The sequence below is a fragment of the Ruegeria sp. CDSA193 genome (assembly GCF_059611885.1).
In genome coordinates this window covers 559,480-585,279 of the sequence record NZ_JBXWPN010000001.1, presented here as the reverse complement: position 1 = coordinate 585,279, position 25,800 = coordinate 559,480, and the positions used below count along the sequence as shown (strand labels likewise).

Sequence of the window (25,800 nt, the reverse complement as noted above, 5' to 3'; positions counted from 1 at the left end):
GGCGGATGCGCTGCCCGTTTTGCGGAAATATCGACACTCAGGTCAAAGATTCACGCCCGGCAGAGGATCATGTCGCGATCCGCAGGCGCCGTTTCTGCCCGGCTTGCGGCGGACGGTTCACCACCTATGAACGCGTTCAGTTACGCGATCTGGTTGTGATCAAAACCAATGGAAAACGCGAGGATTTCGATCGAGACAAGCTGGAACGGTCGATCCGTATCTCGATGCAGAAACGCCCGATTGATCCGGAACGCATTGATCAGATGATCTCGGGTATTGTGCGACGGCTGGAAAGCATGGGCGATACCGACATTCCGTCCAGCAAGATCGGTGAAATTGTTATGGAAGCTCTGGCGCGGATCGACACCGTTGCCTATGTTCGGTTTGCAAGCGTGTATAAGAATTTCCAGGCGGCCGATGATTTCGAGGAGTTTGTCCACGAACTGCGCCCGCCGCAGCCTTCGACGGACGAGTGAGCGAAACAGATAAGCGATATATGGCGCTGGCCCTTGCCTTGGGGCGGCGCGGACAGGGGACGTGCTGGCCCAACCCATCCGTTGGCTGCGTACTCGTACAGGACGGGCGGATTGTTGGGCGTGGTTGGACGCAACCTGGTGGTCGGCCACATGCGGAAACCGAAGCGTTAAGACAGGCGGGATCGCAGGCGCGTGGCGCGACTGCTTATGTCTCGCTTGAACCCTGCGCCCATCACGGACAGACCCCGCCTTGCGCTCAGGCCTTGATTGAGGCCGGTGTGGCGCGTGTTGTTTCAGCCATCGAAGACAGTGATCCGCGTGTTGCCGGGCAGGGCTTTGCCATGCTGCGCGAGGCTGGGATTGACGTGACAACCGGTGTTCTTGCGGATCAGGCGGCCCGCGACCACGCCGGTTTCTTTCTAAAGACCGAACAGGGCCGGCCATTTGTCACGCTTAAACTGGCCAGCAGTTTTGACGGGCGCATTGCGACCGAAAGCGGCCATAGTCAGTGGATTACGGGTCAGACCTCGCGGCGGGCTGTTCATGCCATGCGGGCAACGCATGATGCTGTTATGGTTGGGGCAGGTACGGCGCGCGTAGACGACCCGTCTCTGACAGTTCGGGATCTTGGGATTGAACGTCAGCCTGTGCGCGTCGTCGTTTCGCGCCATCTGGATATCCCGTTGATGGGTCAACTGGCACGCACCGCCTCGAAAATTCCGGTGTGGTTGTGCCATGGTCCGTCACCGGATGCCGAACGTGCAAAAGCGTGGGAAGGACTGGGCGCAAGGCTTATCCCCTGCGCGTTACGCGATCATCACATTGACGCCGCTGACCTGTTGCTGCAGTTGGGGCAGGAGGGTTTGACCCGCGTCTTTTGCGAGGGCGGATCGTCCCTGGCTGCGTCGCTTTTGGTGGATGAACTGGTTGATGAGTTGATCGGCTTCAGTGCCGGGCTTGCGATTGGTGCCGAAGGTTTGCCTGCCATCGGGGCGCTTGGAATGGATCGTCTGGATGAGGCACCACGGTTTGAGCTGCTGGAGACCCGCATCATCGGTCAAGACGTGATGCATCGCTGGGCGCGGGCATTGCGCTAACGGCGCCAGAGATGCGCCTGTGTTGCGAAAACGCCCTGTAGTTTCGAGAGCAGTCTAAGGCCGGGGCCAGATCGGCTCTGGTAGCCGTCTGTCAGCCTTTCCAATACCACTTCCGGAGGGCAGGGCATGCCGGTGACAGGGTCCAGATACCTCGGGTAATCGATCAGTGCGGCATGGATCAATCCCAGCAGGGAGGGCCGTGCACCACGACGGGCGGGGACGGACCCCAAATCCTGGGTCAAACCCCAACCAGCATAAAAGGGTGCACCGAGCGTTGTGACCGGCAATCCGCGCATCAGCGCCTCGAACCCTAGCAGAGAGGTCATGGTCCAGACCTCCTGAACCTCACCCAACAATGCGGCGGGATCGGTGTTCGTGACGATCAGGTCTGCTAGCCCCTCAGCCTCGGCCTCACCTTCACGCAGGCCAGCTTCGACATCGGGATGCGGTTTATAGATCAGAACGGCGGTCGGGTTCATCTCTCGGGCCGTGCGCAGAAGTTCAGTATTGGTGCGAACGGTGCTGGTTCCAAACAGGATCGAGGCATCGTCCTCGACCTGTCCGGGCACCAGAATGCGGTGACCTTTTGGCAAGTCCGGAACCGGGCCGCCGGTGTTATATTTGCTGACCGCTCCGGCGATAATCTGTGTCACCAACCGCTCGGCCCGCAATTCCTGATCCGGCCGCAGGGTCTCCCGCTTGGCGATCATCTCTTCCAGCCTGCTGGGTTTGGTCGGGTCGTAATAGATCCCAAGGTCATCCAGCGACAGCGACAGAGGCGGCACAAGGCTGGCCCCCAACCCACGGGACCGAACGAAGCCATCCTCGACCCGTGTGACCTTTTCCATATCACGGCCGTGCCGCGCCCAAACCATGTGGGGACGATCTGGGTTTTCGGGAACGTCAGGCGTGAATTTTACCTTTTTCTCGCGCCCAAACATGTGCTGCAGGTGCCTGCGTTTCCAAAGCCGCATCCCGGATGCCGTCCAGCCCTTGTGATCTTGTCGCCAGGCGCGGGTCAGACCTTCAAGCGTGTCCAGCACGGATTCGAATTCGCACAGCTGATCCCGATAGGGATCGTACCACTTGGGATAAAGAACCATGGTGGCGGCGAAGAGTTGCGCGCGCGTTAGGTTTCGTTGGCGTCTTGGGAAATGGGCTTCGTCTTGGGTAAGACCCCAACCGGCGTAAAACGGTTGGCCGAAGACGCGGGGTTTGTGACCGGCCAATATGGCCTCGAACCCAAGTTGCGAGGACAGGGTGTAGACGCCCACAGCGCCCTCTAACAAGGTCCAGGGGCTGATGGCGCTGTGCTGAAAGGATACGCGGTCGGTCAGATCATCGGCAGAGTAATATCCGGGCCGGTGCCCTGCGATCGTGTCGGGGTGGGTTTTGATCAGAACGGTCGCGCCGGGGTTCTCCTCTTGCGCCATAACCAGCATCTCGCGGAACCGGGCCTCATCGCCGCCGCTTGCCCTTACAGAAGCATCGTCACGTGCTTGATCGACAACCAGGACATACCCTGGGTCCGGCGCAGGGGTCGCGGGATCATAGGCGGAATACTTACTCAGATGCAGTTCGCGCAGCCGCGCCATCCCGCCACGTGCCCGGTTCAGCAGGGCCGTATTATCCAACGGGTCGGTCGCAAGAAGTGTTTCCAGATCCGAAGGCTGTGTTGGATCAAAATGCACACCGCTGCGATCAAGCAGCAGACCCAGCGGAGCCTCGCCACTGCGTCCTGAGTGCAGAGATCGCAGGAATGCATCCTCTACGCGCAAGATCGGAGCATTGTATTTGGTCGCTATTCGCAGTCCACGATGTGCCGTCGGGCTATTGCCCCAGATACCCACCAGATCCGACCCTTTGGGCGTGCCGATGCCGATATCATATCCGGTCAGTGACAGAATTCTCCGCACGCGCGCGGCTGTCAGAAATCCGCCATTATAGACCAAAAGACGACTGCGTTCGGCCTTGGCATACGTTCCTTGTGGAACGGAGGGCATCATCCGCCTGTCAGAGTCGTGACATTGGCAAGCGGGGTCAGGCCACCGGCGATCAACGAGATGGATTTGCTCCATTGCGCGTAAGGTGCTTCGGTGACGTAAATTGTGTCATCATCGCGGATGACAAAGTCACGGGCGATGAAAAGGCCATTGGGAGCTGTCAGGTTCAGCACGTAGATCATGCGCTGCTCTCCCTGCAGGTCCGGTTTTCCCATGACTGACCGGACAATGTCCTGCCGTTCCTTTCGTAGAACGAAAATACCGGTCGGGTCCGAAGACAGGGGCTGTAAGCCACCAACCTGTGCCAGCGCTTCCAGCGCGGACAGATCCTGACTGTCGAATGCCACGCGCGACTGACCGCCCGTCGCCCCCAAGGCGACATAGGACCGGTTGTCGGCTTCGACTAGAATGCGGTCGCCACCCCGCAGGGCAACGTCAAATTCCGGGTTGCGGAACAAGTCATTGTACCAGACCGTCCCTTTTTGATTGCCTCGGATCAGTGTCACCAGGGCGATATCGGACCCTTCGATCACGCCGCCAGCCCGTGTCAGCATTCCGGCCAGTGTGCGGGTTGGTCGTTCGATCGGATAGATCCCGGGTGCGGACAGGGTGCCCGATAGTGAGACGGTTGATCCGTCCCCGGCGATACGGCGCACTTCGACCTGAGGATCAGGGGTCTGGTCCTGGAGCTTTTCCGTGATCAACATGCGAAGCTGTTCCGGCGTGTTTCCGGCTGCGCGCAGGCGCCCGGCATAGGGAACAAAGATGAAGCCCTCGCTGTCGACCTGTACCTCTTCCAGGGATGTTGAGGCACCGGTCTCTCCGGATAACAGCCCGTCATCCACGTTTTCCCAGATTGTCAGGCCCAGTACATCACCCGGACGAACCGTGTCGGCGGTCAGGTTCTGAGCGCTACGGAAGGTTTGCGAGAACCCGTATTGAGGCACTGCGGACGTGACCTGCGCCACCCGGTCGTCAACCTCAACAACATAGGCGTTTCCACCTTTCGTGGTCGAACCGGCAAGGATTTCGGATTTGTTTGGGCCAGTTTTAGGTAGTTGGCACGCGGCCAGCAGGCCAAGAACGGCCACAAGGGTTACACCCCGTCCCCATCGGATTGGAAAGCGCTGCACTGCCGAATATCCTCGAACGTCTTGGTTTTGGTCTTTTGTTTCCAGCAGCGTACTTGTTTCCAACTGCAATCGCCAGCATCAAGAGGGGTGATTTACTCAACGATCCTCAACTGTGGCGTCCGCGCCTCTTTGTCGGTCAGCACGGATTGGTAGGGATCTTTCGCCCTTAGCATCATATCCACGGCTCGCCTAAGCAACTGTCGCCGCCCACGGCGTGAATAAAACCCGCCGGGGACCTGACTGGTTTCAAGCAGAAAACGCCTATAGCTTTGATAGGCTTCGGTATCGGGGATATCTGGATTGGAAAAGAAATCAGTGATCGGTTGGCTGGAAACAAATTCGGGCTTGTCATAGACCGATTTGCCAAAGGCGCGCAGAGGAATGCCGCGCCACAATACCTGCTGACCCGCAGTTGAATTGATCGTCACGGCCGAGCTCGCTTCGTTGAGCAATGTGGCCAGTTTGCCCCCGGGTACATAATGGACCCGATCAGCGATACCCAGTGTTTTGGCCAGTTTGCGTGCCACCTGGCGCAATGGTTCCCGATGGTTTTCCAGCGGGTGTTCTTTGATGACCAGATGATGGTGCGTTGGTGCGCCATTTGCAAAACCGTGCAGTACCTGCTCAAGAAACTCGGACATGCAGTCAAAGTCCGAGTGTGACTGAACCGAACTGTCATGTCCCAGTTGCAGCAATGCCAAGTGATAGGGAAACCCGCCCCGCCGGACCCGCTCCGTCGCCATTCGCCTCCGGATTCTGTGGAACGGCATCATTGCCAGCCGTTTGAAATACAGCCTGAACTCTTTCGAAACCGGTAGGTCACGGTGGGTTCGAAAATTGCGATACTTGCCGTTCAGGAACAGAACAAACCAATGATACAGCGCGCCATAGAAAATATGCTGTCGCATATCACCCCAATGCGTCGGAGGGGGCGGCATCGGCGCATCAGTACGCTCCAGCGCTCGCTGCATCTGGGTAACTTCCAGATTCATCAGATGCGAATTGCCATTCGTACCTGTGCGTTCGTAGGTGACCCACCAGGGCCTCAGATACCCTTCTTCGAAAACATGAACAGTGATCCCGTGGGCGCGGGCGATGCGGATGGCTTGGGCGTGGATTGGACGCGTATCGCCATACAGGACTATGTCTGTCACCTCGCGGCCGACAACCAGGTCAACAAATTTTACCGGCCAGTTCTCGGGTTTGCCAGCATAGGGAATAAAGCTGGCCTTATCAGACCAGAAAGCCTGATCCCCGGCGTTGAAACCCACGCGCCACACCTCGGAACCCGCTGCGCGCAGGATCTTACCAAGCGCGCCAAAAAACGGCCCGTGCGGTCCTTGCAGGAAAAGAAATACGCGTTTTTGCGCAGCGCCGTTGAGTGGTGACATTTCTGCTGCTCTTGTCGTTAGATGAGGAATTATGCCTGTTTGTCGTATTTGCGGCAACCTGGGGCTTGCCCGTAGGCGCGCTTACGCTTACCTCGACGGTGAGCGCTGGCATCAGGTTAGAAACAGAGGGTTAACGCAATGTTTACGGGGATCGTCACAGATATCGGCACCATCACCGAACTGGAGCAGCAAGGCGATCTGCGGGCGCGGATCAAAACCGCCTACAATACCCCGGGGATTGATATTGGTGCATCCATTGCCAGCGACGGCGTTTGCCTGACAGCCATCGCACTGGGCGAAGACTGGTATGATGTGCAAATCAGCGCGGAAACCGTTTCGAAAACCAATCTGGATCGCTGGACCGTCGGCAAACGCGTCAATCTGGAACGCGCGCTGAAGGTCGGAGATGAGTTGGGTGGTCATATCGTGTCTGGTCATGTTGATGGCGTCGCAGAAGTGGTCGCCGTTCTGGACGAGGGCGACAGCACGCGGGTAACCTTGCGCGCACCCAAAGATCTGGCCCGCTTCATTGCGCCCAAGGGATCAGTTGCGCTGAACGGTACTTCTTTGACCGTAAACGATGTGGACGGGTGCGATTTTGGTATCAACTTCATTCCGCACACCAAAGAGGTGACGACCTGGGGGGATGTCGGCATCGGCGACCGGGTCAATCTTGAGATCGACACACTGGCTCGCTATGTCGCGCGCCTCGCTGAAATGTCATAGTCCACAATTCAACGTCGCGTCTGACCGGAACGGTGCCGCATGCGGTCTGGTCTTTGACCGCGCGGTGGTCTATCCACCCGGTCAAACTTGGCATGTGAAAGGCTGCCCCATGAGCTTTGAAACTCCCGGACCGGTCGAGGCCCAGCTGCGCGCGGCAATCAGCCCGATCAAAGAGATCATCGACGAGGCGCGCAAAGGCCGGATGTACATCCTGGTTGATCACGAAGATCGCGAGAATGAGGGCGATCTGGTGATTGCCGCCGAGTTCGCTGATGCTGAGGCAATTAATTTCATGGCCACCCATGGTCGCGGCCTGATCTGCCTGCCAATGACGGCGGAACGGATTGACACGTTGGGTCTGCCTATGATGGCGGTGAACAACTCGTCACGTCATGAGACCGCGTTCACCGTGTCGATAGAAGCGCGCGAGGGAGTGTCGACTGGCATTTCCGCTGGTGACCGGGCGCTGACTGTGGCGACTGCGATCAACGAGCAAAACACGATGGCCCATATCGCCACGCCGGGTCACGTCTTCCCCTTGCGGGCCAAGCGGGGCGGGGTGCTGGTGCGCGCGGGCCATACCGAGGCCGCCGTTGATATCTCACGCCTGGCCGGGCTGAACCCTTCGGGTGTGATCTGCGAGATCATGAACCCTGACGGAACCATGGCGCGGCTGCCTGACCTGGTCGAATTCGCCAAGGAACACGGGTTGAAGATCGGCACGATCAGCGACTTGATCGCCTACCGGTCGCGCAATGACAATCTGGTGGTTGAGACATCTCGGGAAACCGTCACATCCGAATATGGCGGCGACTGGGAAATGCGGATTTTCACCGATCAGACCCATGGCATCGAACATGTCGTGATGGTCAAGGGTGACATCACCACGCCCGAGCCGGTTTTGACCCGGACCCATGCGCTGCACGAGGCGCCCGACATTCTGGGTCTTGGCCCGAAATCCTCACGTGAGTTGCCGCGCGCGATGGAAAAGATTGCGGATGAAGGGCGCGGTGTGGTCTGTCTGTTCCGCCAACCGCGCAACTCGCTCTATGCGGCTGAAGATGAGGGCCCACGCACCATCAAACAAACCGGTCTGGGGGCGCAGATCCTGTCCAAGATGGGGATCCAGGAACTTGTGCTGCTGACCGACTCGCCGGAAACCGTTTATCTCGGGCTCGACGCTTTTGGCCTGTCCATTGTCGGGACCCGTTCAATCCTCAGGGAGGACTGATTGTGGCTGAACAAGACAAACACGGCTTGCTGCCAACGCCGACATTCGACAAACCCGTCAAGCTGTTGATCGTTGTGGCCCCGTTCTATCGCGTCATCGCTGACAATCTGGTGGCTGGCGCAAAGGCCGAGATCGAAGGGGCAGGCGGCACCTGTGATGTGGTCGAAGTGCCCGGCGCCTTGGAAATCCCGACGGCTATCGCCATGGCGGACCGTCAGTGCAATTTTGACGGCTATGTCGCGCTGGGCTGTGTCATTCGCGGAGAGACCACGCATTACGAAACCGTCTGCAACGACTCCAGCCGTGCCATCCAACTGATGGGTCTGCAGGGGCTGTGCATCGGCAACGGTATCCTGACAGTCGAGAATGACGATCAGGCCGAAGTGCGCGCCAATCCGGAAAAAATGAATAAAGGGGGCGGGGCTGCCGCTGCGGCCTTGCATCTGATCGCGCTCAGCCGTAAGTGGGGCTCTTCCAAAAAGGGCGTCGGGTTCAAGCCGCCGTCCGAGTCCATCCTTGTGGCGGGCGACAGCAACGGATCCACGACAGCATGACCAAGACAGACGCGCCAAAACCGGCCAACCAGAAACGCCTGATGAAATCCGCCGCTCGGCTCTATGCCGTGCAGGCGCTGTTCCAGATGGAGCAATCGGGTCAGACAACCGATCAGGTTGTGACCGAGTTTCTGGATCACCGCTTTGGCGCCGTCTATGAGGGCGAGGAAATGCTGGACGGCGATATTCGCCTGTTCCGCAAGCTGGTTGAAGATGCGGTCAATTATCAGGCGCCGATCGATCAGATGACCGATCGTGCTTTGGTTGCCAAATGGCCGATTGCCCGGATCGACCCGACCCTGCGTGCGGCCTTCCGGGCCGCCGGAGCAGAGCTGACACAGAACGACACACCGCCCAAGGTGGTCATCACTGAATTCGTCGATGTGGCGCGGGCCTTCTTCCCCGAAGGTAAAGAGACCAAATTTGTCAACGCAGTGCTGGATCACATGGCGCACGAGGCCAAGCCCGAGGCGTTCTGACGCGTTTACACGGATCAAGTATGCGTTAAACTGAATATTACAGCGCAATGAGGTCCGCCATGCCCAAACTGATCCGTTTGTATATCACGCAAGTGGCCTGGGGCTTTGCCATCTCGGCAATTTTTGTCGGGGTGCTTCTGGCCCTGAATGTCGCCAACCTGCGTCATCTGATTACTGGTTCTGATATCGGCCTGGTTGCTCTGGCGATGATCTGGTTCATGAACGGGATCGTCTTTGCCGGTGTACAGTTTGCCTATGCCATTATGAGCATGGCCGAAAAACCCGGCGGTCCGCGCGGTGGAACGCCGGTTTCTGTCAGGCTAAAGCCTGCCTTGATCAAACAAGAGGCACGTACTGGGCGTTAAGACAGGTGACACGCCGGCTGAGGTGGACGCAGAGCTTGCCCGCCGTAATTGGTAGGTCAGGGCGTCAGTTTTAGTCTGACTGCGTTGTGACTTTTGTCTGACAGGGTTCGGGTCATTCGGCAGACAAGGCGACACCCTCCACGGTAACCCTGTGCATCAATCGTCGAAATCCATGATAGTCATTGACCGCTTTGTGCCATGTGGCCCGGTTGTCCCAGATGGTCATGTCGCCTGTTTGCCAACGAATGCGGCATTGGAACTCGGGTTGCTGGCAATGGTCATATAGCATTGCAAGGATGGCTGCTGATTCATCAGCGCTCAGGCCTTCGATATGGGTTGTGAACACTGGATTCACATAAATACCGCGCCGCCCGCTGAGGGGGTGTTTTATGATCACAGGATGTCGCGCGTCTTGGGTGGCTGCCTGTGCATTGCTTAGCCGACCACTTTGCGCCGCTTCACTGTCCTGTGTGCTTGTTCCAAAAACGTGCCGAGAGGAATGAACCGCCCAGAGCCCATCCAGAAAGCTCCGCATGGTAGGTGACAGCGCCTCATAAGCCGCACCCATCGAGACGAACAGCGTGTCGCCTCCAAAGGGCGGGGTTTCCAAAGCATGCAGGATAGACCCCATCGCCGGGATTTGGTCGTAGGAATGATCGGTATGCCAGCCCTCTCCGATGGCCTCTTTCTGATCCTTTTCCTTCAGCACCATAGCGATTTCTGGATGCCCCTCGACCGGCCTGAAGAAGCGGTTGATGTTGATCGCGCCAAAGCGTTGGGCAAACGCCAGATGCTCATCCGGGCCGACATCCTGCGCTCTGAGTACGATGACAGAGTGCTGAGCAAAGGCCGTATGAATGGCGTCGAACAGGCTGCCGTCTCGGATATCGGCGCCGATGATCTCTGCGCCCACACCGCCGGTAAGTGGTCTGATGTCCATCTGCTTTCTCCCTGAGTTTCAAACGCAGGGTAGCGCATTGCTAAAGGTCGAAAAAACTGATTTAAAATTTGTAAAGAGAAGATTTTATTGATGATACGTTTCACTTTGCGCCAGTTGTCGTTCTTCGCCGAGACGGCGCGATGTGGCGGTATCGCGCAGGCAGCCAGGAACCTGAATGTTTCGGCCGCCGCTATTTCATCGGCAATCGACAAACTCGAAGATGTCACTGGTTTGACGTTGTTTGATCGCTTTCCCGCACGCGGGATGAGGTTGACCCGCGTTGGCGCAGCCTTTTTGACGGATTCCGAAGCGTTGCTGATGCAAGCAGGCGCGCTCGGCAATCGGGCCGCTGTGATGGCTGAGGGTAAAACAGGGTCTATTGTGATCGGGACACACTATGCAATTGCGCAGAAGATCATTCTACCAGCTGTTCTGGCTTTTCGCCAAAGCCATCCCGGTATCCGCATCGAGGTTGTTGAGGATGATTTCCCGAACCTCGTTGCTGCGCTGGATGCGGGCGAGTTGGACGCGCTTGTGGTGTTTGATCAAGGGTTTGATCCCCAACGTCATCACGTTGAAGTACTTAAAGAACTGGCGCCTCTGGTTTTACTTCCGGCCTCCCACCCTATGGCGCATGCCGACAGCGTACAGCTTGAGCAGCTGACAGGCATGCCCTACATTGCAGTGTCGCGTTCCGGTCCGGGTCCAAGCTATCTTGACCTGTTGCAGGCCGCCGGGCTTGATCCAGAAGTGCCGCTGACCTCGCAATCACGAGAGTTGGTGCATGCTTATGTTGGCAAAGGGCTTGGGTTCACGCTGGTTGGTTTTCCGCCAGAGGCGAGCCGCACGATAGAAGGCGATGCGGTCGTAGCGCGTCCGTTGGCACAGGATATCGGGTATTTTAATGTTGTGATTGTGCAGCCCCGCGCCATTCGGCAACCCGAACCCGTAAAAGCATTTCTTGATGCCTGTCTGCTCCAGGTATGATTAGCGCGATCTGGCCCGCAGGTCAGAACCCAGAGCTCGTAAATCCGGCTATTTCCTGCCGGAGTTTGGATCGAGTGTGGCGGGACCACCAGTCAACCGTGCGGTTTGATTCCCGAGGACCTGTATGTACAGGTGGGCGCCAGGTAATCAGGCCAGGACCTGAACAGAGCCAGCCCCCTCGGAATTGCTTAAGGCCACCAGAATGCTACCTGTCACAAGAAGGGCAGAACCCGCCACGGGCCTAAGTAGGGCGTCCGGCGGGTTCGCACAAGGGGTCAGGCGTCAACAGTTTCGTGTAAGGCCACGCGCATCTTGCCGAAATGCTCGTCCCAGCCATTGTCCAGCGCCAGGATCAGGCCAAAGGCATCGGCACCTTGCGGCAGACCTTCGTGCAACAGATCAAGGCGTGTACCGCCCGCAACCGGTTCCAGCGTCCATTTTACGATGCTGACTGCGTCGCCCATTGGCTTAACCGTAAACGAATACTCCAGATATGACGGCGGGCGCGCTTCGCGGACTTCTCCCCAGATCAGAAGGTCGCCACTGGTCGTTCCGAACATCTCCAGTTTTTGTCCCTGGGCCAGGGGGCGTTCAGGTTTGTGAAACCATTCTGCCAGCCTCTCGGGTTTGGTCAGATAAGCCCAGACAGTCTCGGGCTCGGCCCTCAGGAAGATGGACTTCCTTAGAACGGCATCAGTCATTTTGATTTCCTTTCAACAGCTTCTTTAAGAGAGTTAAGGCGTTCATCCCAGAATTGATCAAAGTAGCTGAGCCAATCCAGAACAGGGGCCATGCCTTTTGGTTCAAGTCGGTTTATGCGTTCCCGGCCACGGGCTTCGACGGCAATCAGGCCGCCATCCGAGAGCACGGTCAGGTGTTTCTTGACTGCCGCGCGGGTCATGTCGAAGCGATCAGTCAACTGTGCAATCGTCATGTCCTGCAGTGCCAGCATCTGCACAATGTCCCTGCGGGTAGGGTCAGCCAGAGCGCGGAACGCGTTTTGAGTTTGGTTTTCCATATGCAACCTAAAGAGATACCATTTGGTTTCACATTAATGCGATACCAAATGGTATTATGTCAAGTCGTATGGGCTCACTTTACATTTGTTCACTAATTGTTCACATTTGGGATATGACATTGGACCTGCAACCCGGACAAAAACTTGCACGTGGCGTCGCCCGTCACCTGACGGCGCATGGCTTTGTATCCGTTGAGGAATTCGTGCCTATACGCGGACTGCGGGTTGATGTGATGGGGCTGGGTCCTAAGGGTGAGCTTTGGGTGATCGAATGTAAATCAAGCCGCGCTGATTTCCAGTCGGATTCCAAATGGCATGGTTATTTGGAGTGGTGTGATCGATTCTTCTGGGCAGTGGATACGGAGTTTCCGACCGAGCTGTTGCCTGCCGAGACCGGGTTGATCATTGCCGATGCTTATGACGCCGAGATCGTGCGTATGGCGCCAGAGGACAAGATAGCTCCGGCTCGGCGGAAGAAGATGATCCAGAAATTTGCTACAGACGCGGCCCGGCGCTTGCAGTCCCTGAGAGATCCCAGAATCTGATAGCTCAGCTTTTGACCGCCCGTGCTGCATGCGCGGCAGCACGGAGCTCATCGGCAATCTCTTCGGCTTCTTCCGGATCGAAATCCATTGGAATCTCTAGGTTTTCTGCTTCGATGAATAGGCGCACCATCCCCTGATCTGTTGGTCCGATCTGCAAATTCGCCTGAATGTCACTTTCGGTATTGATGCTCATGTGTGCCTCCGGGGATGAGAGTTCGTGCTAGCGCGCAAAGGCTTGAGAATCAAGTTACCTTTGCGTTCAAATAGGGGATGCACTCTATTCAGATCAGACCCTTTGAAGCTTTGGACGCGCCGTGGTTGGTGGCTGTGCATGATCTTTTGTATTCACGAGACGAGGGTTTTGACGACTCTTTTGCCGTGTTGGTGAAAGAAATCCTCGACGATTTCATCTCGGACCATGATGCCAAGCGCGAGCGTGGCTGGATAGCCGAATGTGACGGTAAACCTTTGGGCAGTATTTTCTGCGTTGCCCTGAGTGAAACGACCGCAAAACTGCGCTTGTTCTTGCTGTTGCCCGAAGCGCGTGGGATGGGCCTGGGAAAGCGGATGCTGGAGAGCTGCATGGGCTTTGCTCGCGGCGCCGGTTACACTGAAATGAGGCTGTGGACGCATGAAAGCCACAAGGCTGCCTGTGCGCTTTATGGGTCCACTGGGTGGCAGTTGATGGATAGCAAACCGGTCCATTCCTTCGGGGTTGATCTGGTCGAACAAAGCTGGAAAATTCAGCTTTAATCCTCTTGCATTCCGTGAACGCGTTCGGTACATCGCCCTTCACAAGTGCCGCCTTAGCTCAGTTGGTTAGAGCGCTGGATTGTGGATCCAGAGGTCCCCTGTTCAAGCCAGGGAGGCGGTACCATCTCCCCGATTGTCAGAAAATTCCCAAGCTAGTTCGGCCCCTAAGCCACCGCGCAAATCGAAGGGCTGCCTTCACTCAAAACGGTACCGATTATTATTTGAGAAATTGTCTTTTCCGGGGATTGCAGCGGCTGCATCCCCGGTAGGTTCTTAGCGTGCCAGATTCAGGCGAAAGCGCATTTTTGTTTTTCGTTCCGCAGGTAAATGACGGTTCAGATGCTTGTTCACCAGGCCGAACCCCCCAACGATCACAAGCGTCAGTAAGATGAAATAGAAGGCAAGGATTGGATAGGCGACAAAGGGGTTGAACGTCTTGTCCGCGAAATAGCTTGCGTAATACAGCGCATCGCCTCGTTGCTGCCAGGCGGGGAAGGCCGAGAAGAACACCAGCGTGGTGGCATGGAACAGAAAGATCGCCTCATTCGTGTAGGCGGGCCAGGCAAGCCGCAGCATGGTGGGCCAGACGATCCGCCGGAAGCGAGACCAGCCGGACATGCCATAAGCATCTGCAGCCTCGGTATCGCCCTTGGGAATGGATCGGAGCGCGCCAAAGAAAATTTCGGCTGAATAGGCGGCTGTGTTCAGAAACAGAACGATCAGAGCCCCTATCCAGGCCGACGTCAGAGAATCGAACATCGGATAGGATTTCTTCAGCGACAGGAAGAAGAAATAGGCAAAGAAAAACTGAATGAACAGCGGCGAACCTCGAAAGATGAAAATGAACCATTCCGAAGGTTTGCGCAGCCAGAAACTGGGTGAAGCTTTGCCAAGCGCCAGTGCTGTGGCCAGGAAAAATCCGGTCGCAAGCGCCATGACTCCGAAATAGATATTCCAGATCATACCAGACCCGATCAGGGTAAAGTGCTCACATAAGGTAAAGTCGGATTTTGGCAGCAGGCGCTCGCCATATCCAAGAGATCGCAGGCCGTAGTCCTGAATGGTCTGCAAGCAGCTCATGCGGTGGTCTCCTTGCGCAGCAATTCTCCGGCGGCGGTGGCCTGTCCGTGCGAGAGCCGGCGCATCAGGCGTTCAAGCCCGATCTCGGACATACGGGTGAAGCCAAGGTAGAAAACCAGCAGGAACAGGAAATACCACATGCGCCAGTCACCGTGTGGGTATTGCGTAAACTTCGGAGTCTTGGTGCTGCCCAGTTCGCGGGCCCAGTACACGATATCTTCGATGCCCAGAAGGAACAGCAACGGCGTGGCCTTGATCAGAACCATCCAGAGATTGCTGAGACCGGGCAGGGCATAAACCCACATCTGAGGCACAAGGATTTTCCAGAATGTCTGGCGGCGGGACATCCCATAGGCTTCGGCGGTTTCCAGCTGTGTATAGGGTACGGCCCGCATGCCGCCGAACAGAACATTGGCGGCGAAAGCACCGAAAACAATAGAGAAAGTGATGACAGCCAGAAAGAACCCATAGGTTTCGTGCACCCATTCCGGCGAGGTGCCCAGTGGCAGTTTGGCAGATTGGCAGACGATAAAGTCGTTGCCCTGTCGGATCGAATCCGTCCAGTCCGGGCAGAGAATTTGATGCCGCGTCCATTCGAATGCCTGATCCAAAGCAATCACGAAGAACATGAAAAAGGCGATATCCGGCACGCCGCGCACGATGGCGATATAACCCTTACCCAGCCAACTGACCGGCAGAACGTGCGAACGGGCAGCCATGGCCCCGACGAACCCGAAACCCAGCGCTACGGGCGCCGTCACGGCAAGCAGGGCCAGTACCTTGAGGAAGGACAGGTAAAAGGACCAATGCACACCATTGGTCAGATAGCACGAGAACCAACGGAAGGTTCCCAGCGTGTCGGGATCAGTGCAGAACGAAAAAATGGCGGGCCTCTTCAGGTGGTAAAGGCGCTAGGGCGGCGCGCCCGTAGACTGGGGCACGCCGCCGGATCAGAATTAGAAGGTCGAAGACACTTCCCATTTGGTGATCAGCTCGTTCAGGCTGCCGTCATCCTTCATGGATTGGATGGCTGCGTTGAGCTTTTCTTTCAGCTCACCGTCGGATTCACGGACGCCAATGCCGACGCCACCACCCAGCGGAACCTCATCGGCCACAAAGCGCAGATCTGCGTCTTCATCGACGATCGGGGCAAGGAAGGATTTGTCGGCCAGAACCGCATCGGCCTCACCGTTGCGTACGGCAGCGATGGTTTCCTCGGGGCTGGCGAACTCGACCAGGGTCGCGCCGGATTCGGCGATATAGCCCGCCTGAATGGTGCCGGTCTGTGCGGCGACGACACCGCCCGCAACATCGGCGTCATCCGACATTGCTACATAGGCGGAGGGATCCGGCGGTGTGTAGTTCTGGGTAAAGTCGATGACCTCGTCACGCTCGTCGGTGATCGACATACCAGCGATGATCACGTCGTAGTTGCCCGAGACCAGGTTCGGAATGATCGAATCCCAGTCGTTCTTGACCCACTCGCAGGTCAGGTCTGCGCGTTTGCACAGCTCGTCGCCCAGCTCGCGCTCAAAGCCGTCGATCTCACCTGCGTCATTGACGAAGTTCCAAGGTGCATAGGCTCCCTCGGTCCCCATCCGGATGGTGTCTGCCATGGCCATGCCCGCGCTTAGCGCAAGGGCCGCAGTGGTCAGGATCAGTTTTTTCATTGGATACTCCCCAGTTTTGGTTCTGATCTGAAGTTATGCCGCCTGAGTGGCGGAAAGAAAGCCCTGAAGCCGTGGAGATTCAGGGGTAGTAAAGAGATCTTCAGGCAGGCCTTCTTCTTCGATGAGGCCCTGGTGAAGGAAAACGACATGGCTAGAGATATCAGCGGCCATTTTCATGTCGTGGGTCACAATGATCATGGTGCGGCCTTCTGCAGCCAGGTCTTTGATCACCTTGATCACTTCTTGTTCCAATTCGGGGTCCAGCGCCGACGTGGGCTCGTCAAACAAAAGCGCCTCGGGCTCCATGCACAGCCCCCGCGCGATCGCGGCACGCTGTTGCTGGCCACCAGACAACTGTGCGGGGTAGGCGTCGCATTTGTCGCCAATACCAACTTTTTCAAGGTATCTGCGTGCGCTGTCTTCAACTTCTTTTTTGTCACGGCCCAATACCGTTACAGGTGCTTCCATCACGTTCTGCAGGATGGTCAAATGAGCCCACAGGTTGAACTGTTGGAAAACCATCGACAGGTTTGTGCGAATGCGCAGAACCTGTTTTGCATCTGCAGGCCGCCGCGTGTGGCTGTTACCGGACCAACGAACAGGTTCACCCTTGAAAAGGATTTCGCCCTGCTGGCTGTCTTCCAACAGGTTGCAGCACCGCAATAGAGTGGATTTCCCAGACCCCGAGGACCCAATCAAAGATACGACATCGCCCCGTCTGGCAGTGATATCCACGCCCTTCAGCACTTCCAGATTGCCGAAACTCTTGTGTAGGTTCTTGATCTCAATGACGGGAGTTGAATCTGTCACGGTTGGTCCAGGTGTTATTGGTGTTGGTGCGGTACTAGGGCTTAAAAATCAGATCAATGCAATGCGCAAATGACAGAGTAAGCGGGTGATTCCGTCAATTTGACGAAGCGTTCTGGTCAATTTGATCATGAATTATCCATCGCAGTTTACAATTTCGACGGATTTGGGACGCGCAGATATTCTTTGGCAGGAATAGAGATCAGGTCATGCAGGTGCAGAAGGTTCCGATCTTGCGGTGACATGGTTAGAATCGCGTTGCGAACAGCGCGTGCAATCTGAGCGGCGTCCTGATCCTTCGCTGTGATATAAGGTAGCGCGGGGGTTGGGGTTGTTTCGGCGACCTCACGCAGAGCTTCTGGAAGGTCGGAATGTACCTTCAGCATCTCCCATGTCAGCGCATCCAGCGCGGCATAATCGGCACGGCCCTCGGAAATGGCTTGAGCAGACAGCGCATGACCATCGGATTGCAGAACCGACGATGGTGTTCGGTGGTATCGTTCAAGGTGAACCATTGGGGCGGCCCATCCGGATTGCGACAGCGGTTCATTATAGGCAAAAACACCATCGGCCAATTCATCAAGATCGCGGGGGTCGTGGCGGCGGGCTACAAAAACTGACCGGTAATGGCCAGGTGGGCAGCCAGGCAACGCGTAATCCGGCGTTCCAACCAACTGCACCTCGCCATGCAGCCGGGTGCGATAGGGCATGCCGCAGGTCTGGGCAAAAACCAGATCCGGGTCCAACCAGACATCCCAGACATCCCGGTCTCGGTTTAGGTTTGCGGGGCCATAGCCAAGGTAATCCCGAATCGATGCCCAAAACCGATTATTCGCAGGGCGCAGCGCAGGCATGTCGTACATGCCCAGCATGGCTATCAAGATTTGGCAGCCTTTTGACGGGCCATTGCAGAGTCGACATCACTGATGCCCAGCAGGCTGACGACCAGTCGCAGTAAGGAATCCTCTTCACCCGTGCGGTGCCCATCCGCCAGAGCGACCGACCACAAGGCCTGAACGACTGCCAGGCGGTCGTCATAGGCAACGGCCTCTTTGATTGCGCGAGTGAACCGTACGGTGTCCGGTGCTTCGGCCTCGAGATCTTCGGCGCGGGCGCGCAGGCCGGCGGCTTCGAACGGGGATAGGTCATAGCGTTCAATCGAAATCCGGTCGATTCGCGCCATTTCACTGTCGGCATAGTCGTTGTCAGATCGGGCAACGCGCACCAGCAGGGCCGTCAAGGCCAGTCGAGCATCGTCATCGGTGAAAGGGGCGGGCTGAGGCTGGGTCAGTCGAGACAGAAAATCACTAAACATGAGACAGGTATAGAGAGGCCTTACGCCTCTTCCAAGCGTCTTTGCACACGCTTTCTGGCGGTCTTGCTGTCGTTAAAGCTCAGACCCATGGCGATGCGGGCTTCTTCGACGATTTTCATCTCGCCCTCATCTGTATTCCCGTCGGCCAGAACCACCTCCCAGAGGGCATCCAAAGCGGCCAAGCGCTCGTGCAGGTCCGTGGTTTCCCGGATCAGCTTACCGAACGTGTCCGTTTCCGGTGCGGCTGCGTGCAGTTTCTCGCAGGTGGCGCGGACCTTTGCGGCTTCGATCGCATTATGTTGATAAAGTCGGGCGAGGATACGGTCGATCAGGCTGATCTCTTCCAGCTTATAATCCCTGTCCGCTTGTGCAACGCGCACCATAAGCGCCCCGAGTGCAAGTTCAGCGTCTGGGTCGGGCAGATTGTCGTGTTGTGGCGGGCGGAAAGCCTGAAAGAGTTTTTTCAACATGGTCAGAGATTATTCCATATTTGATAACCCGCCAAGCACGGACTATCGCGCAAGGCTCAGAATGATCAAAAGACCGCCTGCTACAGCCGGATAGCGCGCTGGGTCAGAGTACCTTTCGCGCTTCGTCTTGCAGCCAGGCCAGCATTTTCCGATAGGGTACAGGGCCATAGCTTATACGCGCGACTCCCAGCCCAGCCAAAGTGGCGGTGTCCGGTGTGCCGGGTAATGCTATGATATTTAGCGGCAGGTCGATTGACTCTACCAACCGGGCAATCATGGCCTGATCCCGTAGGCCGGGGGCGAAGAATCCGCTGGCCCCTGCATCTGAATAGGCTTGTGCTCGGACCATTGCCTCTTCCAGCATCGCATCATCATGGGTTTCGGGCTGCGCCTTCAGGAAAATGTCGGTCCGCGCGTTGATAAACGCAGGAACGCCCGCCGCATCGCAACCTTCACGCATCGCGCTGACACGGGCGGCCTGAGTTTCAATATCGTACAACTCATTTGATCCGATGATCTGGTCTTCGAAGTTGAAGCCGACAACGCCGGATTCAAGGGCCAGCCTGACATTGGCAGAGATACCCTGAGCATCAGCCGCATACGCACCTTCGAAATCCAGAGTAACCGGAAGATCAACGGATTCGACAATCCGGCGAGCATTGTCCAGCGCGGCCTGCATCGGGATGTTTTGGCCGTCGCTGAACCCTTGTGCCATCGCAACAGGAGCGCTTCCAGTGGCAATGGCTTGGGCGCCAGCGTCGCGCACGGCACCGGCACTGCCAGCATCCCAGATATTGTACAGGATAACCGGTTCGCCCTTTTTGTGCAGGGCCGCGAATGTCAGTGCATTGGTGATCTGATCGGTCATGGACGGTCTCCTATCTCTGAGTTGCGGACAGTTAACCGTGCAAAGGGTCAGCGCGTACAGTCTTTTCGCGCTGACCGATACAATCTGCTTTCGTGCCTGGTGTCAGACCAGACGCGAGGTGTCCTTGGCAGCGCGCACAAAGTCGCGGAACAAAGGATGCGGGTCGAACGGCTTTGATTTCAGCTCGGGGTGGTACTGGACCCCAATGAACCACGGATGATCCGACCACTCGACGATTTCTGGCAACCGGCCGTCGGGGGACATGCCTGAGAAATTGAGACCAGCTTTTTCCAGCTTGTCGCGGTATTTGATGTCCACTTCATAGCGGTGGCGGTGGCGCTCTTCGATGGCGGTACCGCCATAGACTTCGGCCACTTTTGACCCTTCGGCCAGAACCGCGTCATAGGCTCCCAGGCGCATGGTGCCGCCCTTGTCATCACCGACTTTGCGTTCGACCTTGTGATTGCCCTGCACCCATTCTTTCAGGTGATAGACCACCGGTTCGAAACGCTTTTTACCGGATTCATGGTCGAATTCCTCGGACCCGGCCTCTTTGATGCCAGCGGCATTTCGCGCGGCCTCAATTACGGCCATCTGCATGCCCAGGCAGATACCCAGGTAGGGCACTTTATGTTCGCGGGCGTATTGCGCAGCCTTGATTTTGCCTTCGGTACCGCGCTCACCGAATCCGCCGGGCACGAGGATCGCGTGGAAGCCTTCCAGATGCGGGGCGGCCTCTTCGGTATCGAATACCTCGGCATCGACCCATTCGACCTTGACGCGGACACGGTTGGCCATCCCGCCATGGGTCAGCGCCTCGGCTATCGACTTATAGGCGTCTTCCAACTGGGTGTACTTACCGACGATGGCGACCTTCACTTCGCCCTCGGCATTGTGGATGCGATCACTGACGTCTTCCCATTTGGTCAGATCGGGCTTGGGGGCAGGGCTGATCTGGAAGGCATCCAGAACCGCCTGATCCAGTCCCTCGCGGTGGTAGGCGAGCGGAGCATCGTAGATGGTGCTGAGGTCCTGCGCAGCAATCACGCTATCGGGGCGGACGTTACAGAACAAAGCCAGCTTTTCACGTTCCTTGGTCGGGATCGGGCCTTCGGACCGGCAGACCAGAATGTCGGGGGCGAGACCGATCGAACGCAGCTCTTTCACCGAGTGCTGGGTTGGCTTGGTTTTCAATTCGCCCGAGGCTTTGATGTAGGGCAGCAGGGTCAAGTGCATGAACAGGCATTGGCCGCGTGGTTTGTCCTGGCTGAATTGGCGGATGGCCTCAAAGAAGGGCAGGCCTTCGATATCGCCCACGGTGCCGCCAATTTCGCACAGCATGAAATCAACCTCATCCTCACCAATGGCGATGAAATCCTTGATCTCATTGGTGACGTGCGGGATCACCTGAATGGTTTTGCCCAGGTAGTCGCCGCGGCGTTCTTTTTCCAACACGTTGGAATAAATCCGCCCAGAACTGACCGAGTCGGTTTTGCGCGCGGCGACGCCGGTAAAACGTTCGTAATGGCCAAGGTCCAGATCGGTTTCTGCCCCGTCATCTGTAACGAACACTTCGCCATGCTCAAAAGGCGACATGGTGCCCGGATCGACATTCAGATAGGGGTCCAGCTTGCGCAGACGCACCGAATATCCGCGGGCCTGCAACAGCGCGCCCAAAGCCGCCGAAGCCAATCCTTTGCCCAAGGATGAAACCACACCACCAGTGATGAAAATAAAACGCGCCATGTTTTTCGGCTGCTCCCCGTGAGACGTCAATATCAGCTGCCCGGCGGTTCAAGAAAAACCGCTGCATCACGGGACTTCACGTATAAAGGATTCGCGCCAATAGCGCAAGAGAACCGCAAGATGCTGTTGCAGTTCTCTTTTCGGTTTCTAGGTTTTGTGTGTCAGTTGGCCTGCGGGATCAAAGGCGCGTTGTCACCCTGTGCCGGAGGCAACAGGTCATCCGCCGACGGAATTGCCGGTGTGCTTTCTTCGGTCGCGGCCGGTGCCTGTGTCCCAATCCGGTCAAGCACAGAGCTGCCCGAGGATTTTTGTGCCGCCAGAATGGTCAGCGTGATCGAAGTGACGATAAAGCACGCGGCTAAAATCCAGGTCACCTTGCCCAATGCTGTTGCAGCCGACCGGCCAGCCATGGCACCGCCTCCGCCGCCACCCATGCCAAGGCCGCCGCCTTCGGACCGCTGCATCAGGACGACGGCGATCAGGCCCAAAGCCAGAAGAAGATGGATAATGAGAACGACGTTTTCCATGGTGGTCCTGTACAGCGTGGCGTGTATCGCGAGGTACTTATGCAAGTTTGGTTCCGGGGGCAAGTCACGAGTTACCATCACGCCAAGTGATCTTCGGGATCACAGCAAAGAGACTGGACAGGCAAGGGGATGGTAAAGCAGGCTGCGACCCATGCCACATGACGATCCCGACCATCCGCACGCCTTATTGCCGCCTGAACCCGCCCTTCGCGTCAAGGCGCTGGAAACGATTCTGACCCGCAAGGGGCTGATAGACCCGGCCGCTTTGGATGAGATCATCGACACTTACCAAAACAAGATTGGCCCGCAGAACGGTGCCCGGGTTGTTGCCAAAGCCTGGACTGATCCGGCCTTTAAGGCAGCACTGCTTAAGGATGCAACGCCCGAGGTGGCAAAGCTTGGCTTTTACGGTCGGCAAGGCGAGCACATAGTTGTTGTCGAAAATACCCCTGATCTCCACAACATGGTCGTTTGCACGCTTTGCAGTTGCTACCCATGGCCTTTGTTGGGGATTCCACCGGGGTGGTATAAATCGGATGCCTATCGTGCGCGGGCCGTGCGTGAGCCGCGTAAAATTTTGTCAGAGTTCGGAGTTTTTCTGGCGGATGAGACAGCCGTGCGGGTTTGGGATTCAACGGCCGAGATACGCTATCTTGTTCTACCCATGCGCCCCGATGGCACCGATGGGATGACCGAAGACGACCTGACCGCGCTTGTGACCCGTGACAGTATGATCGGAACCGGCCTGCCAAAGGTGCCGTCATGACCCGCGTTCACGATATGGGAGGACGGTTCGGCGACGGTCCGGTGATCCCAGAATCCCAAGATGCAGCGATTTTCCCAGAAGAATGGCACGGGCGCGCATTGGCACTGACATTGGCTGCCGGGTTTCTGGGACAATGGAATATCGACATCTCGCGCCATGCACGCGAACGACTTTCGCCCAAAGACTATGCACGATTCTCTTACTACGAAAAATGGGTGTCAGCACTTGCAGATCTGTTGGTAGAGCAGGGAGTCCTGACTTTGGAAGACCTTCTGGGCCAAGGAACGGATGCTTCACATCCTTTGGCTTCCCGCGCGCTGACAGCCGGGGCGGTAGAGGGAGCACTGTCCAAAGGCGGTCCGGCTGATCGACCCTCGAATATCGCGGTGCAGTTTGATCCCGGCCAAAAGGTGCGTACAGTACGACCGGCTGCCAACCGCCTGAAAAACGGTGGTCATACCAGGTTGCCATCTTACGCTTCTGGCGCTTGCGGTCGGATATTACGCCTGCATGGGGCGCATGTTTTGCCAGATTCCAACGCTCATGGTCTGGGAGAGGCACCTGAACCATTATATGCGGTTGCATTCCCAGCCTCGGAGCTTTGGGCCGATCCCGAGAACCGAAATGACGAGGTCATATTAGATCTGTGGCAAAGCTATCTGGTGCCCGATGAGTGAGTGTAACGCGCAGTCATTACCCGAGCTGGCATTCGCAGAGCCCTGGCATGCACAGGCCTTTGCGGTCACGGTCGCGCTGAATGAAGCGGGACGATTCGAATGGTCGGAATGGGCCGATCGATTTTCGAAGATGCTAAAACGCCATGGTCTGAGCAAAGAGCTGAATGGTGGCAACGACTATTTCCATGCCTGGCTGGAAACACTCGAGGCCTATTTAGCCGAAATGGGTGACGCGAACCCAAGTGATGTCGCCGCAGTCTCGTTGGATTGGGAGAAGGCCTATCTGGCGACACCACATGGTGAACCGGTTCATTTGTCGAATGGCTAGAAAGGGGGCGCTGCCCCCGCCGCGGCAAGCCGCGACTCCCCCGAGGTATTTTTGGCCAGATGAAGCAAGGGATCCTCTCTTCATCTGGCCAAAAATACCTCCGCCGGAGGCACCACGCACAGTGTGGTTATGATCTGCGGCGAATTATCGGTTTCCCTGTCGCTGACACATCGCTATACGAGCCGGGTTTGATATCTCAGCGCAAAAGGACCAGATATGGCCAATGTGGTTGTTGTCGGCGCCCAGTGGGGTGACGAAGGAAAAGGCAAGATCGTCGATTGGCTCAGTGAACGGGCCGATGTGATCGCGCGTTTTCAAGGCGGGCATAATGCCGGTCATACGTTGGTAATCGACGGTGCCGTCTATAAGTTGCACGCTCTGCCATCCGGTGTGGTACGTGGCGGCAAGCTGAGTGTTATCGGAAATGGCGTCGTTCTGGACCCCTGGCACCTGCTGAAAGAGATTGCAACGATCCAGGCGCAGGGTGTTGAGATCTCGCCCGAAACGCTGATGATCGCGGAAAACACGCCGCTGATCCTGCCGATCCACGGCGAGCTGGACCGTGCGCGCGAAGAAGCGGCCAGCAAGGGGACCAAGATCGGGACCACGGGTCGTGGGATCGGCCCGGCTTATGAAGACAAGGTTGGGCGTCGTTCTGTGCGGGTCGCGGACCTGGCGGATGAGGCGACCCTTGAGGCGCGTGTAGATCGCGCGCTGCAGCACCATGATCCGCTGCGCAAGGGGTTGGGGATCGAACCGGTGGACCGCGATGCGCTGGTAGCTCAGCTAAAAGAAATCGCGTCGAAGATTCTGCCTTTCGCAGCACCCGTTTGGAAAGTGCTGAACGAAAAGCGCAAGGCTGGTAAACGTATTCTGTTTGAAGGTGCGCAGGGTGCCCTTCTGGACATCGACTTTGGAACCTATCCGTTTGTGACCTCGTCCAACGTGATCGCCGGTCAGGCGGCGACCGGTGTTGGCATCGGGCCCGGCTCGATTGATTTTGTCCTTGGCATCGTAAAGGCTTACACGACCCGTGTGGGTGAGGGGCCGTTTCCAACCGAATTGGATGATGCGGATGGCCAGCGTCTGGGTGAGCGTGGGCACGAGTTTGGTACCACCACCGGGCGCAAGCGGCGTTGCGGCTGGTTTGATGCCTGTCTGGTGCGCCAAACCTGTGCCACTAGCGGCGTAAACGGTATTTCGCTGACCAAGCTGGACGTGCTGGACGGATTCGAGACGCTGAAAATCTGTGTTGCCTATGACCTTGACGGTAAGCGTCTGGATTATCTTCCCACTGCAGCCGATCAGCAGGCACGATGTACTCCGATCTACGAAGAAGTGCCTGGTTGGAGCGAATCCACGGAAGGCGCGCGCAGTTGGGCGGACTTGCCTGCAAATGCCATCAAATATGTGCGTCGGGTCGAAGAGTTGATCGAATGTCCGGTTGCATTGCTGTCCACTAGCCCAGAGCGGGATGACACCATTTTGGTGACAGACCCGTTTGCTGACTGATGGCGGGCGAACAGAAAAATGGCCTGAGCTATAAAGCGCGTCGTCGTTGGTCGATGGTGCTGCTGCTGATTGGCCTGCCGGCTTATATCGTTGCGGTGGTGACGGTGATAAACTGGTTGGACCGGCCACCAATTTGGTTGGAACTTCTGGTATACGTAGCGCTCGGCATTTTGTGGGCTCTGCCTTTCAAATTCATCTTCAAAGGTGTCGGAAAAGAAGATCCAAACGGATCCTCTGACTGAGCGGCCTATTCCGGGCTCATCCTGCGGTGGGTTCATACGCCTGCCCACAAAAGATCGCCCAATGAAAAAGGGCCGGAGTTGGTCTCCGGCCCTT

32 protein-coding genes and 1 tRNA gene are annotated in these 25,800 nt (G+C 57.0%); 16 read left to right on the top strand and 17 right to left on the bottom strand.

All coding sequences use genetic code 11. The features are described from left to right. Positions 1 to 5 precede the first annotated feature (5 nt). Positions 6 to 476 carry a transcriptional regulator NrdR gene (nrdR, locus tag AC2FLG_RS02925; RefSeq protein WP_142634651.1) on the top strand — a complete coding sequence of 157 codons (471 nt, stop codon included), beginning with the start codon at positions 6 to 8 and terminating at the stop codon, positions 474 to 476. Beyond that, positions 473 to 1,573, top strand: coding sequence for a bifunctional diaminohydroxyphosphoribosylaminopyrimidine deaminase/5-amino-6-(5-phosphoribosylamino)uracil reductase RibD (gene ribD / locus AC2FLG_RS02920; protein ID WP_496700006.1), 1,101 nt, complete (start codon positions 473 to 475; stop codon positions 1,571 to 1,573). The genes nrdR and ribD overlap by 4 nt, the downstream gene beginning before the upstream one ends. On the opposite strand, the gene AC2FLG_RS02915 is transcribed toward ribD, so the two are convergent. The 3 genes from AC2FLG_RS02915 to AC2FLG_RS02905 form a co-directional block, all read right to left on the bottom strand. Next, entirely contained in the window at positions 1,570 to 3,576 is a 2,007-nt protein-coding gene (locus AC2FLG_RS02915) for a capsule polysaccharide biogenesis protein (RefSeq protein ID WP_496704913.1), read from the bottom strand. The two genes, ribD and AC2FLG_RS02915, sit on opposite strands and share 4 nt — an antisense overlap. Further along, on the bottom strand, positions 3,576 to 4,709 hold the full coding sequence (locus AC2FLG_RS02910) for a polysaccharide biosynthesis/export family protein (protein ID WP_496704911.1): 1,134 nt from the start codon (positions 4,707 to 4,709) through the stop codon (positions 3,576 to 3,578). Before AC2FLG_RS02910 ends, AC2FLG_RS02915 begins: the two co-directional genes overlap by 1 nt. 92 nt (positions 4,710 to 4,801) lie before the next feature. Beyond that, the gene (locus AC2FLG_RS02905) at positions 4,802 to 6,100 is read right to left on the bottom strand and encodes a capsule polysaccharide biogenesis protein (RefSeq protein WP_496700651.1); all 1,299 of its coding nucleotides are present in this window, start codon (positions 6,098 to 6,100) and stop codon (positions 4,802 to 4,804) included. Positions 6,101 to 6,238: 138 nt separating this feature from the next. Here AC2FLG_RS02905 and AC2FLG_RS02900 point away from each other — a divergent pair, with 138 nt between their 5' ends. From AC2FLG_RS02900 to AC2FLG_RS02880, 5 genes are all read left to right on the top strand, one after another. Next, complete coding sequence (locus AC2FLG_RS02900) at positions 6,239 to 6,826, top strand: riboflavin synthase (RefSeq protein WP_496678229.1); 588 nt, start codon at positions 6,239 to 6,241, stop codon at positions 6,824 to 6,826. Between the two features lie 109 nt (positions 6,827 to 6,935). Next, entirely contained in the window at positions 6,936 to 8,057 is a 1,122-nt protein-coding gene (ribB, locus tag AC2FLG_RS02895) for a 3,4-dihydroxy-2-butanone-4-phosphate synthase (RefSeq protein ID WP_496690792.1), read from the top strand. A gap of 2 nt (positions 8,058 to 8,059) precedes the next feature. Then, positions 8,060 to 8,611 carry a 6,7-dimethyl-8-ribityllumazine synthase gene (locus AC2FLG_RS02890; RefSeq protein WP_496704909.1) on the top strand — a complete coding sequence of 184 codons (552 nt, stop codon included), beginning with the start codon at positions 8,060 to 8,062 and terminating at the stop codon, positions 8,609 to 8,611. After that, the gene (nusB, locus tag AC2FLG_RS02885; RefSeq protein WP_142634634.1) at positions 8,608 to 9,090 is read left to right on the top strand and encodes a transcription antitermination factor NusB; all 483 of its coding nucleotides are present in this window, start codon (positions 8,608 to 8,610) and stop codon (positions 9,088 to 9,090) included. Before AC2FLG_RS02890 ends, nusB begins: the two co-directional genes overlap by 4 nt. A gap of 59 nt (positions 9,091 to 9,149) precedes the next feature. Beyond that, on the top strand, positions 9,150 to 9,455 hold the full coding sequence (locus AC2FLG_RS02880) for a hypothetical protein (RefSeq protein WP_142634632.1): 306 nt from the start codon (positions 9,150 to 9,152) through the stop codon (positions 9,453 to 9,455). Positions 9,456 to 9,567: 112 nt separating this feature from the next. Here the strand turns inward: AC2FLG_RS02880 and AC2FLG_RS02875 are convergent, their stop codons facing one another. Then, positions 9,568 to 10,395: a TauD/TfdA dioxygenase family protein gene (locus AC2FLG_RS02875; protein ID WP_496690790.1), complete on the bottom strand. Its 828-nt coding sequence runs from the start codon at positions 10,393 to 10,395 to the stop codon at positions 9,568 to 9,570. Positions 10,396 to 10,485: 90 nt separating this feature from the next. Here AC2FLG_RS02875 and AC2FLG_RS02870 point away from each other — a divergent pair, with 90 nt between their 5' ends. Continuing rightward, positions 10,486 to 11,382 (top strand): LysR family transcriptional regulator, encoded by an 897-nt coding sequence (locus AC2FLG_RS02870; RefSeq protein ID WP_496704907.1) that lies wholly within the window; start codon positions 10,486 to 10,488, stop codon positions 11,380 to 11,382. 275 nt (positions 11,383 to 11,657) lie between these two features. Here the strand turns inward: AC2FLG_RS02870 and AC2FLG_RS02865 are convergent, their stop codons facing one another. Further along, on the bottom strand, positions 11,658 to 12,083 hold the full coding sequence (locus AC2FLG_RS02865) for an SRPBCC family protein (protein WP_496704905.1): 426 nt from the start codon (positions 12,081 to 12,083) through the stop codon (positions 11,658 to 11,660). Then, positions 12,080 to 12,400 carry an ArsR/SmtB family transcription factor gene (locus AC2FLG_RS02860; protein ID WP_271946295.1) on the bottom strand — a complete coding sequence of 107 codons (321 nt, stop codon included), beginning with the start codon at positions 12,398 to 12,400 and terminating at the stop codon, positions 12,080 to 12,082. The genes AC2FLG_RS02865 and AC2FLG_RS02860 overlap by 4 nt, the downstream gene beginning before the upstream one ends. A gap of 113 nt (positions 12,401 to 12,513) precedes the next feature. Here AC2FLG_RS02860 and AC2FLG_RS02855 point away from each other — a divergent pair, with 113 nt between their 5' ends. Further along, on the top strand, positions 12,514 to 12,945 hold the full coding sequence (locus tag AC2FLG_RS02855) for an MmcB family DNA repair protein (protein WP_496704903.1): 432 nt from the start codon (positions 12,514 to 12,516) through the stop codon (positions 12,943 to 12,945). 4 nt (positions 12,946 to 12,949) lie between these two features. On the opposite strand, the gene AC2FLG_RS02850 is transcribed toward AC2FLG_RS02855, so the two are convergent. Further along, positions 12,950 to 13,138, bottom strand: a complete 189-nt coding sequence (locus tag AC2FLG_RS02850; protein WP_142634620.1) for a DUF6324 family protein — start codon at positions 13,136 to 13,138, stop codon at positions 12,950 to 12,952. A 77-nt stretch (positions 13,139 to 13,215) separates the two neighbouring features. On the opposite strand from AC2FLG_RS02850, the gene AC2FLG_RS02845 reads away from it, so the two are divergent. Both AC2FLG_RS02845 and AC2FLG_RS02840 read left to right on the top strand, forming a co-directional pair. Beyond that, entirely contained in the window at positions 13,216 to 13,698 is a 483-nt protein-coding gene (locus tag AC2FLG_RS02845) for a GNAT family N-acetyltransferase (RefSeq protein ID WP_496690787.1), read from the top strand. Between the two features lie 47 nt (positions 13,699 to 13,745). Beyond that, positions 13,746 to 13,822 (top strand) — tRNA-His (locus AC2FLG_RS02840). Positions 13,823 to 13,971: 149 nt separating this feature from the next. Here AC2FLG_RS02840 and AC2FLG_RS02835 read toward each other — a convergent pair. From AC2FLG_RS02835 to secG, 10 genes are all read right to left on the bottom strand, one after another. Then, positions 13,972 to 14,778: an ABC transporter permease gene (locus tag AC2FLG_RS02835; RefSeq protein ID WP_142634616.1), complete on the bottom strand. Its 807-nt coding sequence runs from the start codon at positions 14,776 to 14,778 to the stop codon at positions 13,972 to 13,974. Next, positions 14,775 to 15,662, bottom strand: coding sequence for an ABC transporter permease (locus AC2FLG_RS02830; protein WP_142635158.1), 888 nt, complete (start codon positions 15,660 to 15,662; stop codon positions 14,775 to 14,777). The genes AC2FLG_RS02835 and AC2FLG_RS02830 overlap by 4 nt, the downstream gene beginning before the upstream one ends. A gap of 72 nt (positions 15,663 to 15,734) precedes the next feature. Beyond that, entirely contained in the window at positions 15,735 to 16,448 is a 714-nt protein-coding gene (locus AC2FLG_RS02825) for a transporter substrate-binding domain-containing protein (protein WP_271946303.1), read from the bottom strand. A gap of 33 nt (positions 16,449 to 16,481) precedes the next feature. Beyond that, positions 16,482 to 17,258, bottom strand: a complete 777-nt coding sequence (locus AC2FLG_RS02820; RefSeq protein ID WP_271946306.1) for an ABC transporter ATP-binding protein — start codon at positions 17,256 to 17,258, stop codon at positions 16,482 to 16,484. A 146-nt stretch (positions 17,259 to 17,404) separates the two neighbouring features. After that, a complete protein-coding gene (locus AC2FLG_RS02815) occupies positions 17,405 to 18,127 on the bottom strand; it encodes a phosphate/phosphite/phosphonate ABC transporter substrate-binding protein (protein ID WP_496704901.1) in 723 nt (240 codons plus the stop codon). Between the two features lie 5 nt (positions 18,128 to 18,132). Further along, positions 18,133 to 18,570 carry a tellurite resistance TerB family protein gene (locus AC2FLG_RS02810; RefSeq protein WP_281972316.1) on the bottom strand — a complete coding sequence of 146 codons (438 nt, stop codon included), beginning with the start codon at positions 18,568 to 18,570 and terminating at the stop codon, positions 18,133 to 18,135. A 20-nt stretch (positions 18,571 to 18,590) separates the two neighbouring features. Further along, positions 18,591 to 19,040: a tellurite resistance TerB family protein gene (locus tag AC2FLG_RS02805; RefSeq protein WP_142634606.1), complete on the bottom strand. Its 450-nt coding sequence runs from the start codon at positions 19,038 to 19,040 to the stop codon at positions 18,591 to 18,593. Positions 19,041 to 19,143: 103 nt separating this feature from the next. Next, entirely contained in the window at positions 19,144 to 19,908 is a 765-nt protein-coding gene (locus tag AC2FLG_RS02800; protein ID WP_142634604.1) for an isocitrate lyase/PEP mutase family protein, read from the bottom strand. Positions 19,909 to 20,010: 102 nt separating this feature from the next. Continuing rightward, on the bottom strand, positions 20,011 to 21,654 hold the full coding sequence (pyrG, locus tag AC2FLG_RS02795; protein ID WP_142634602.1) for a CTP synthase: 1,644 nt from the start codon (positions 21,652 to 21,654) through the stop codon (positions 20,011 to 20,013). 161 nt (positions 21,655 to 21,815) lie between these two features. After that, on the bottom strand, positions 21,816 to 22,181 hold the full coding sequence (gene secG / locus AC2FLG_RS02790) for a preprotein translocase subunit SecG (RefSeq protein WP_142634600.1): 366 nt from the start codon (positions 22,179 to 22,181) through the stop codon (positions 21,816 to 21,818). Between the two features lie 151 nt (positions 22,182 to 22,332). On the opposite strand from secG, the gene nthA reads away from it, so the two are divergent. From nthA to AC2FLG_RS02765, 5 genes are all read left to right on the top strand, one after another. Further along, a complete protein-coding gene (gene nthA / locus AC2FLG_RS02785) occupies positions 22,333 to 22,947 on the top strand; it encodes a nitrile hydratase subunit alpha (RefSeq protein ID WP_496704899.1) in 615 nt (204 codons plus the stop codon). Then, a complete protein-coding gene (nthB, locus tag AC2FLG_RS02780; RefSeq protein WP_496690783.1) occupies positions 22,944 to 23,624 on the top strand; it encodes a nitrile hydratase subunit beta in 681 nt (226 codons plus the stop codon). Before nthA ends, nthB begins: the two co-directional genes overlap by 4 nt. Next, positions 23,617 to 23,952 (top strand): nitrile hydratase accessory protein, encoded by a 336-nt coding sequence (locus AC2FLG_RS02775; protein ID WP_496700665.1) that lies wholly within the window; start codon positions 23,617 to 23,619, stop codon positions 23,950 to 23,952. The genes nthB and AC2FLG_RS02775 overlap by 8 nt, the downstream gene beginning before the upstream one ends. A gap of 216 nt (positions 23,953 to 24,168) precedes the next feature. Continuing rightward, positions 24,169 to 25,464, top strand: a complete 1,296-nt coding sequence (locus AC2FLG_RS02770) for an adenylosuccinate synthase (RefSeq protein WP_496700667.1) — start codon at positions 24,169 to 24,171, stop codon at positions 25,462 to 25,464. After that, positions 25,464 to 25,706, top strand: a complete 243-nt coding sequence (locus AC2FLG_RS02765) for a DUF2842 domain-containing protein (RefSeq protein WP_142634590.1) — start codon at positions 25,464 to 25,466, stop codon at positions 25,704 to 25,706. The genes AC2FLG_RS02770 and AC2FLG_RS02765 overlap by 1 nt, the downstream gene beginning before the upstream one ends. Positions 25,707 to 25,800: the final 94 nt, after the last annotated feature.

Bases quoted from the DNA above. Each gene is read 5' to 3' on its own strand.
- nrdR (WP_142634651.1), top strand. From the start codon at position 6: ATGCGCTGCCCGTTTTGCGGAAATATCGACACTCAGGTCAAAGATTCA.
- AC2FLG_RS02915 (WP_496704913.1), bottom strand. From the start codon at position 3,576: ATGCCCTCCGTTCCACAAGGAACGTATGCCAAGGCCGAACGCAGTCGT.
- AC2FLG_RS02905 (WP_496700651.1), bottom strand. From the start codon at position 6,100: ATGTCACCACTCAACGGCGCTGCGCAAAAACGCGTATTTCTTTTCCTG.
- AC2FLG_RS02900 (WP_496678229.1), top strand. From the start codon at position 6,239: ATGTTTACGGGGATCGTCACAGATATCGGCACCATCACCGAACTGGAG.
- ribB (WP_496690792.1), top strand. From the start codon at position 6,936: ATGAGCTTTGAAACTCCCGGACCGGTCGAGGCCCAGCTGCGCGCGGCA.
- nusB (WP_142634634.1), top strand. From the start codon at position 8,608: ATGACCAAGACAGACGCGCCAAAACCGGCCAACCAGAAACGCCTGATG.
- AC2FLG_RS02880 (WP_142634632.1), top strand. From the start codon at position 9,150: ATGCCCAAACTGATCCGTTTGTATATCACGCAAGTGGCCTGGGGCTTT.
- AC2FLG_RS02875 (WP_496690790.1), bottom strand. From the start codon at position 10,395: ATGGACATCAGACCACTTACCGGCGGTGTGGGCGCAGAGATCATCGGC.
- AC2FLG_RS02870 (WP_496704907.1), top strand. From the start codon at position 10,486: ATGATACGTTTCACTTTGCGCCAGTTGTCGTTCTTCGCCGAGACGGCG.
- AC2FLG_RS02865 (WP_496704905.1), bottom strand. From the start codon at position 12,083: ATGACTGATGCCGTTCTAAGGAAGTCCATCTTCCTGAGGGCCGAGCCC.
- AC2FLG_RS02860 (WP_271946295.1), bottom strand. From the start codon at position 12,400: ATGGAAAACCAAACTCAAAACGCGTTCCGCGCTCTGGCTGACCCTACC.
- AC2FLG_RS02855 (WP_496704903.1), top strand. From the start codon at position 12,514: ATGACATTGGACCTGCAACCCGGACAAAAACTTGCACGTGGCGTCGCC.
- AC2FLG_RS02850 (WP_142634620.1), bottom strand. From the start codon at position 13,138: ATGAGCATCAATACCGAAAGTGACATTCAGGCGAATTTGCAGATCGGA.
- AC2FLG_RS02845 (WP_496690787.1), top strand. From the start codon at position 13,216: ATGCACTCTATTCAGATCAGACCCTTTGAAGCTTTGGACGCGCCGTGG.
- AC2FLG_RS02835 (WP_142634616.1), bottom strand. From the start codon at position 14,778: ATGAGCTGCTTGCAGACCATTCAGGACTACGGCCTGCGATCTCTTGGA.
- AC2FLG_RS02825 (WP_271946303.1), bottom strand. From the start codon at position 16,448: ATGAAAAAACTGATCCTGACCACTGCGGCCCTTGCGCTAAGCGCGGGC.
- AC2FLG_RS02815 (WP_496704901.1), bottom strand. From the start codon at position 18,127: ATGCTGGGCATGTACGACATGCCTGCGCTGCGCCCTGCGAATAATCGG.
- AC2FLG_RS02810 (WP_281972316.1), bottom strand. From the start codon at position 18,570: ATGTTTAGTGATTTTCTGTCTCGACTGACCCAGCCTCAGCCCGCCCCT.
- AC2FLG_RS02805 (WP_142634606.1), bottom strand. From the start codon at position 19,040: ATGTTGAAAAAACTCTTTCAGGCTTTCCGCCCGCCACAACACGACAAT.
- AC2FLG_RS02800 (WP_142634604.1), bottom strand. From the start codon at position 19,908: ATGACCGATCAGATCACCAATGCACTGACATTCGCGGCCCTGCACAAA.
- pyrG (WP_142634602.1), bottom strand. From the start codon at position 21,654: ATGGCGCGTTTTATTTTCATCACTGGTGGTGTGGTTTCATCCTTGGGC.
- secG (WP_142634600.1), bottom strand. From the start codon at position 22,181: ATGGAAAACGTCGTTCTCATTATCCATCTTCTTCTGGCTTTGGGCCTG.
- nthA (WP_496704899.1), top strand. From the start codon at position 22,333: ATGCCACATGACGATCCCGACCATCCGCACGCCTTATTGCCGCCTGAA.
- nthB (WP_496690783.1), top strand. From the start codon at position 22,944: ATGACCCGCGTTCACGATATGGGAGGACGGTTCGGCGACGGTCCGGTG.
- AC2FLG_RS02775 (WP_496700665.1), top strand. From the start codon at position 23,617: ATGAGTGAGTGTAACGCGCAGTCATTACCCGAGCTGGCATTCGCAGAG.
- AC2FLG_RS02770 (WP_496700667.1), top strand. From the start codon at position 24,169: ATGGCCAATGTGGTTGTTGTCGGCGCCCAGTGGGGTGACGAAGGAAAA.
- AC2FLG_RS02765 (WP_142634590.1), top strand. From the start codon at position 25,464: ATGGCGGGCGAACAGAAAAATGGCCTGAGCTATAAAGCGCGTCGTCGT.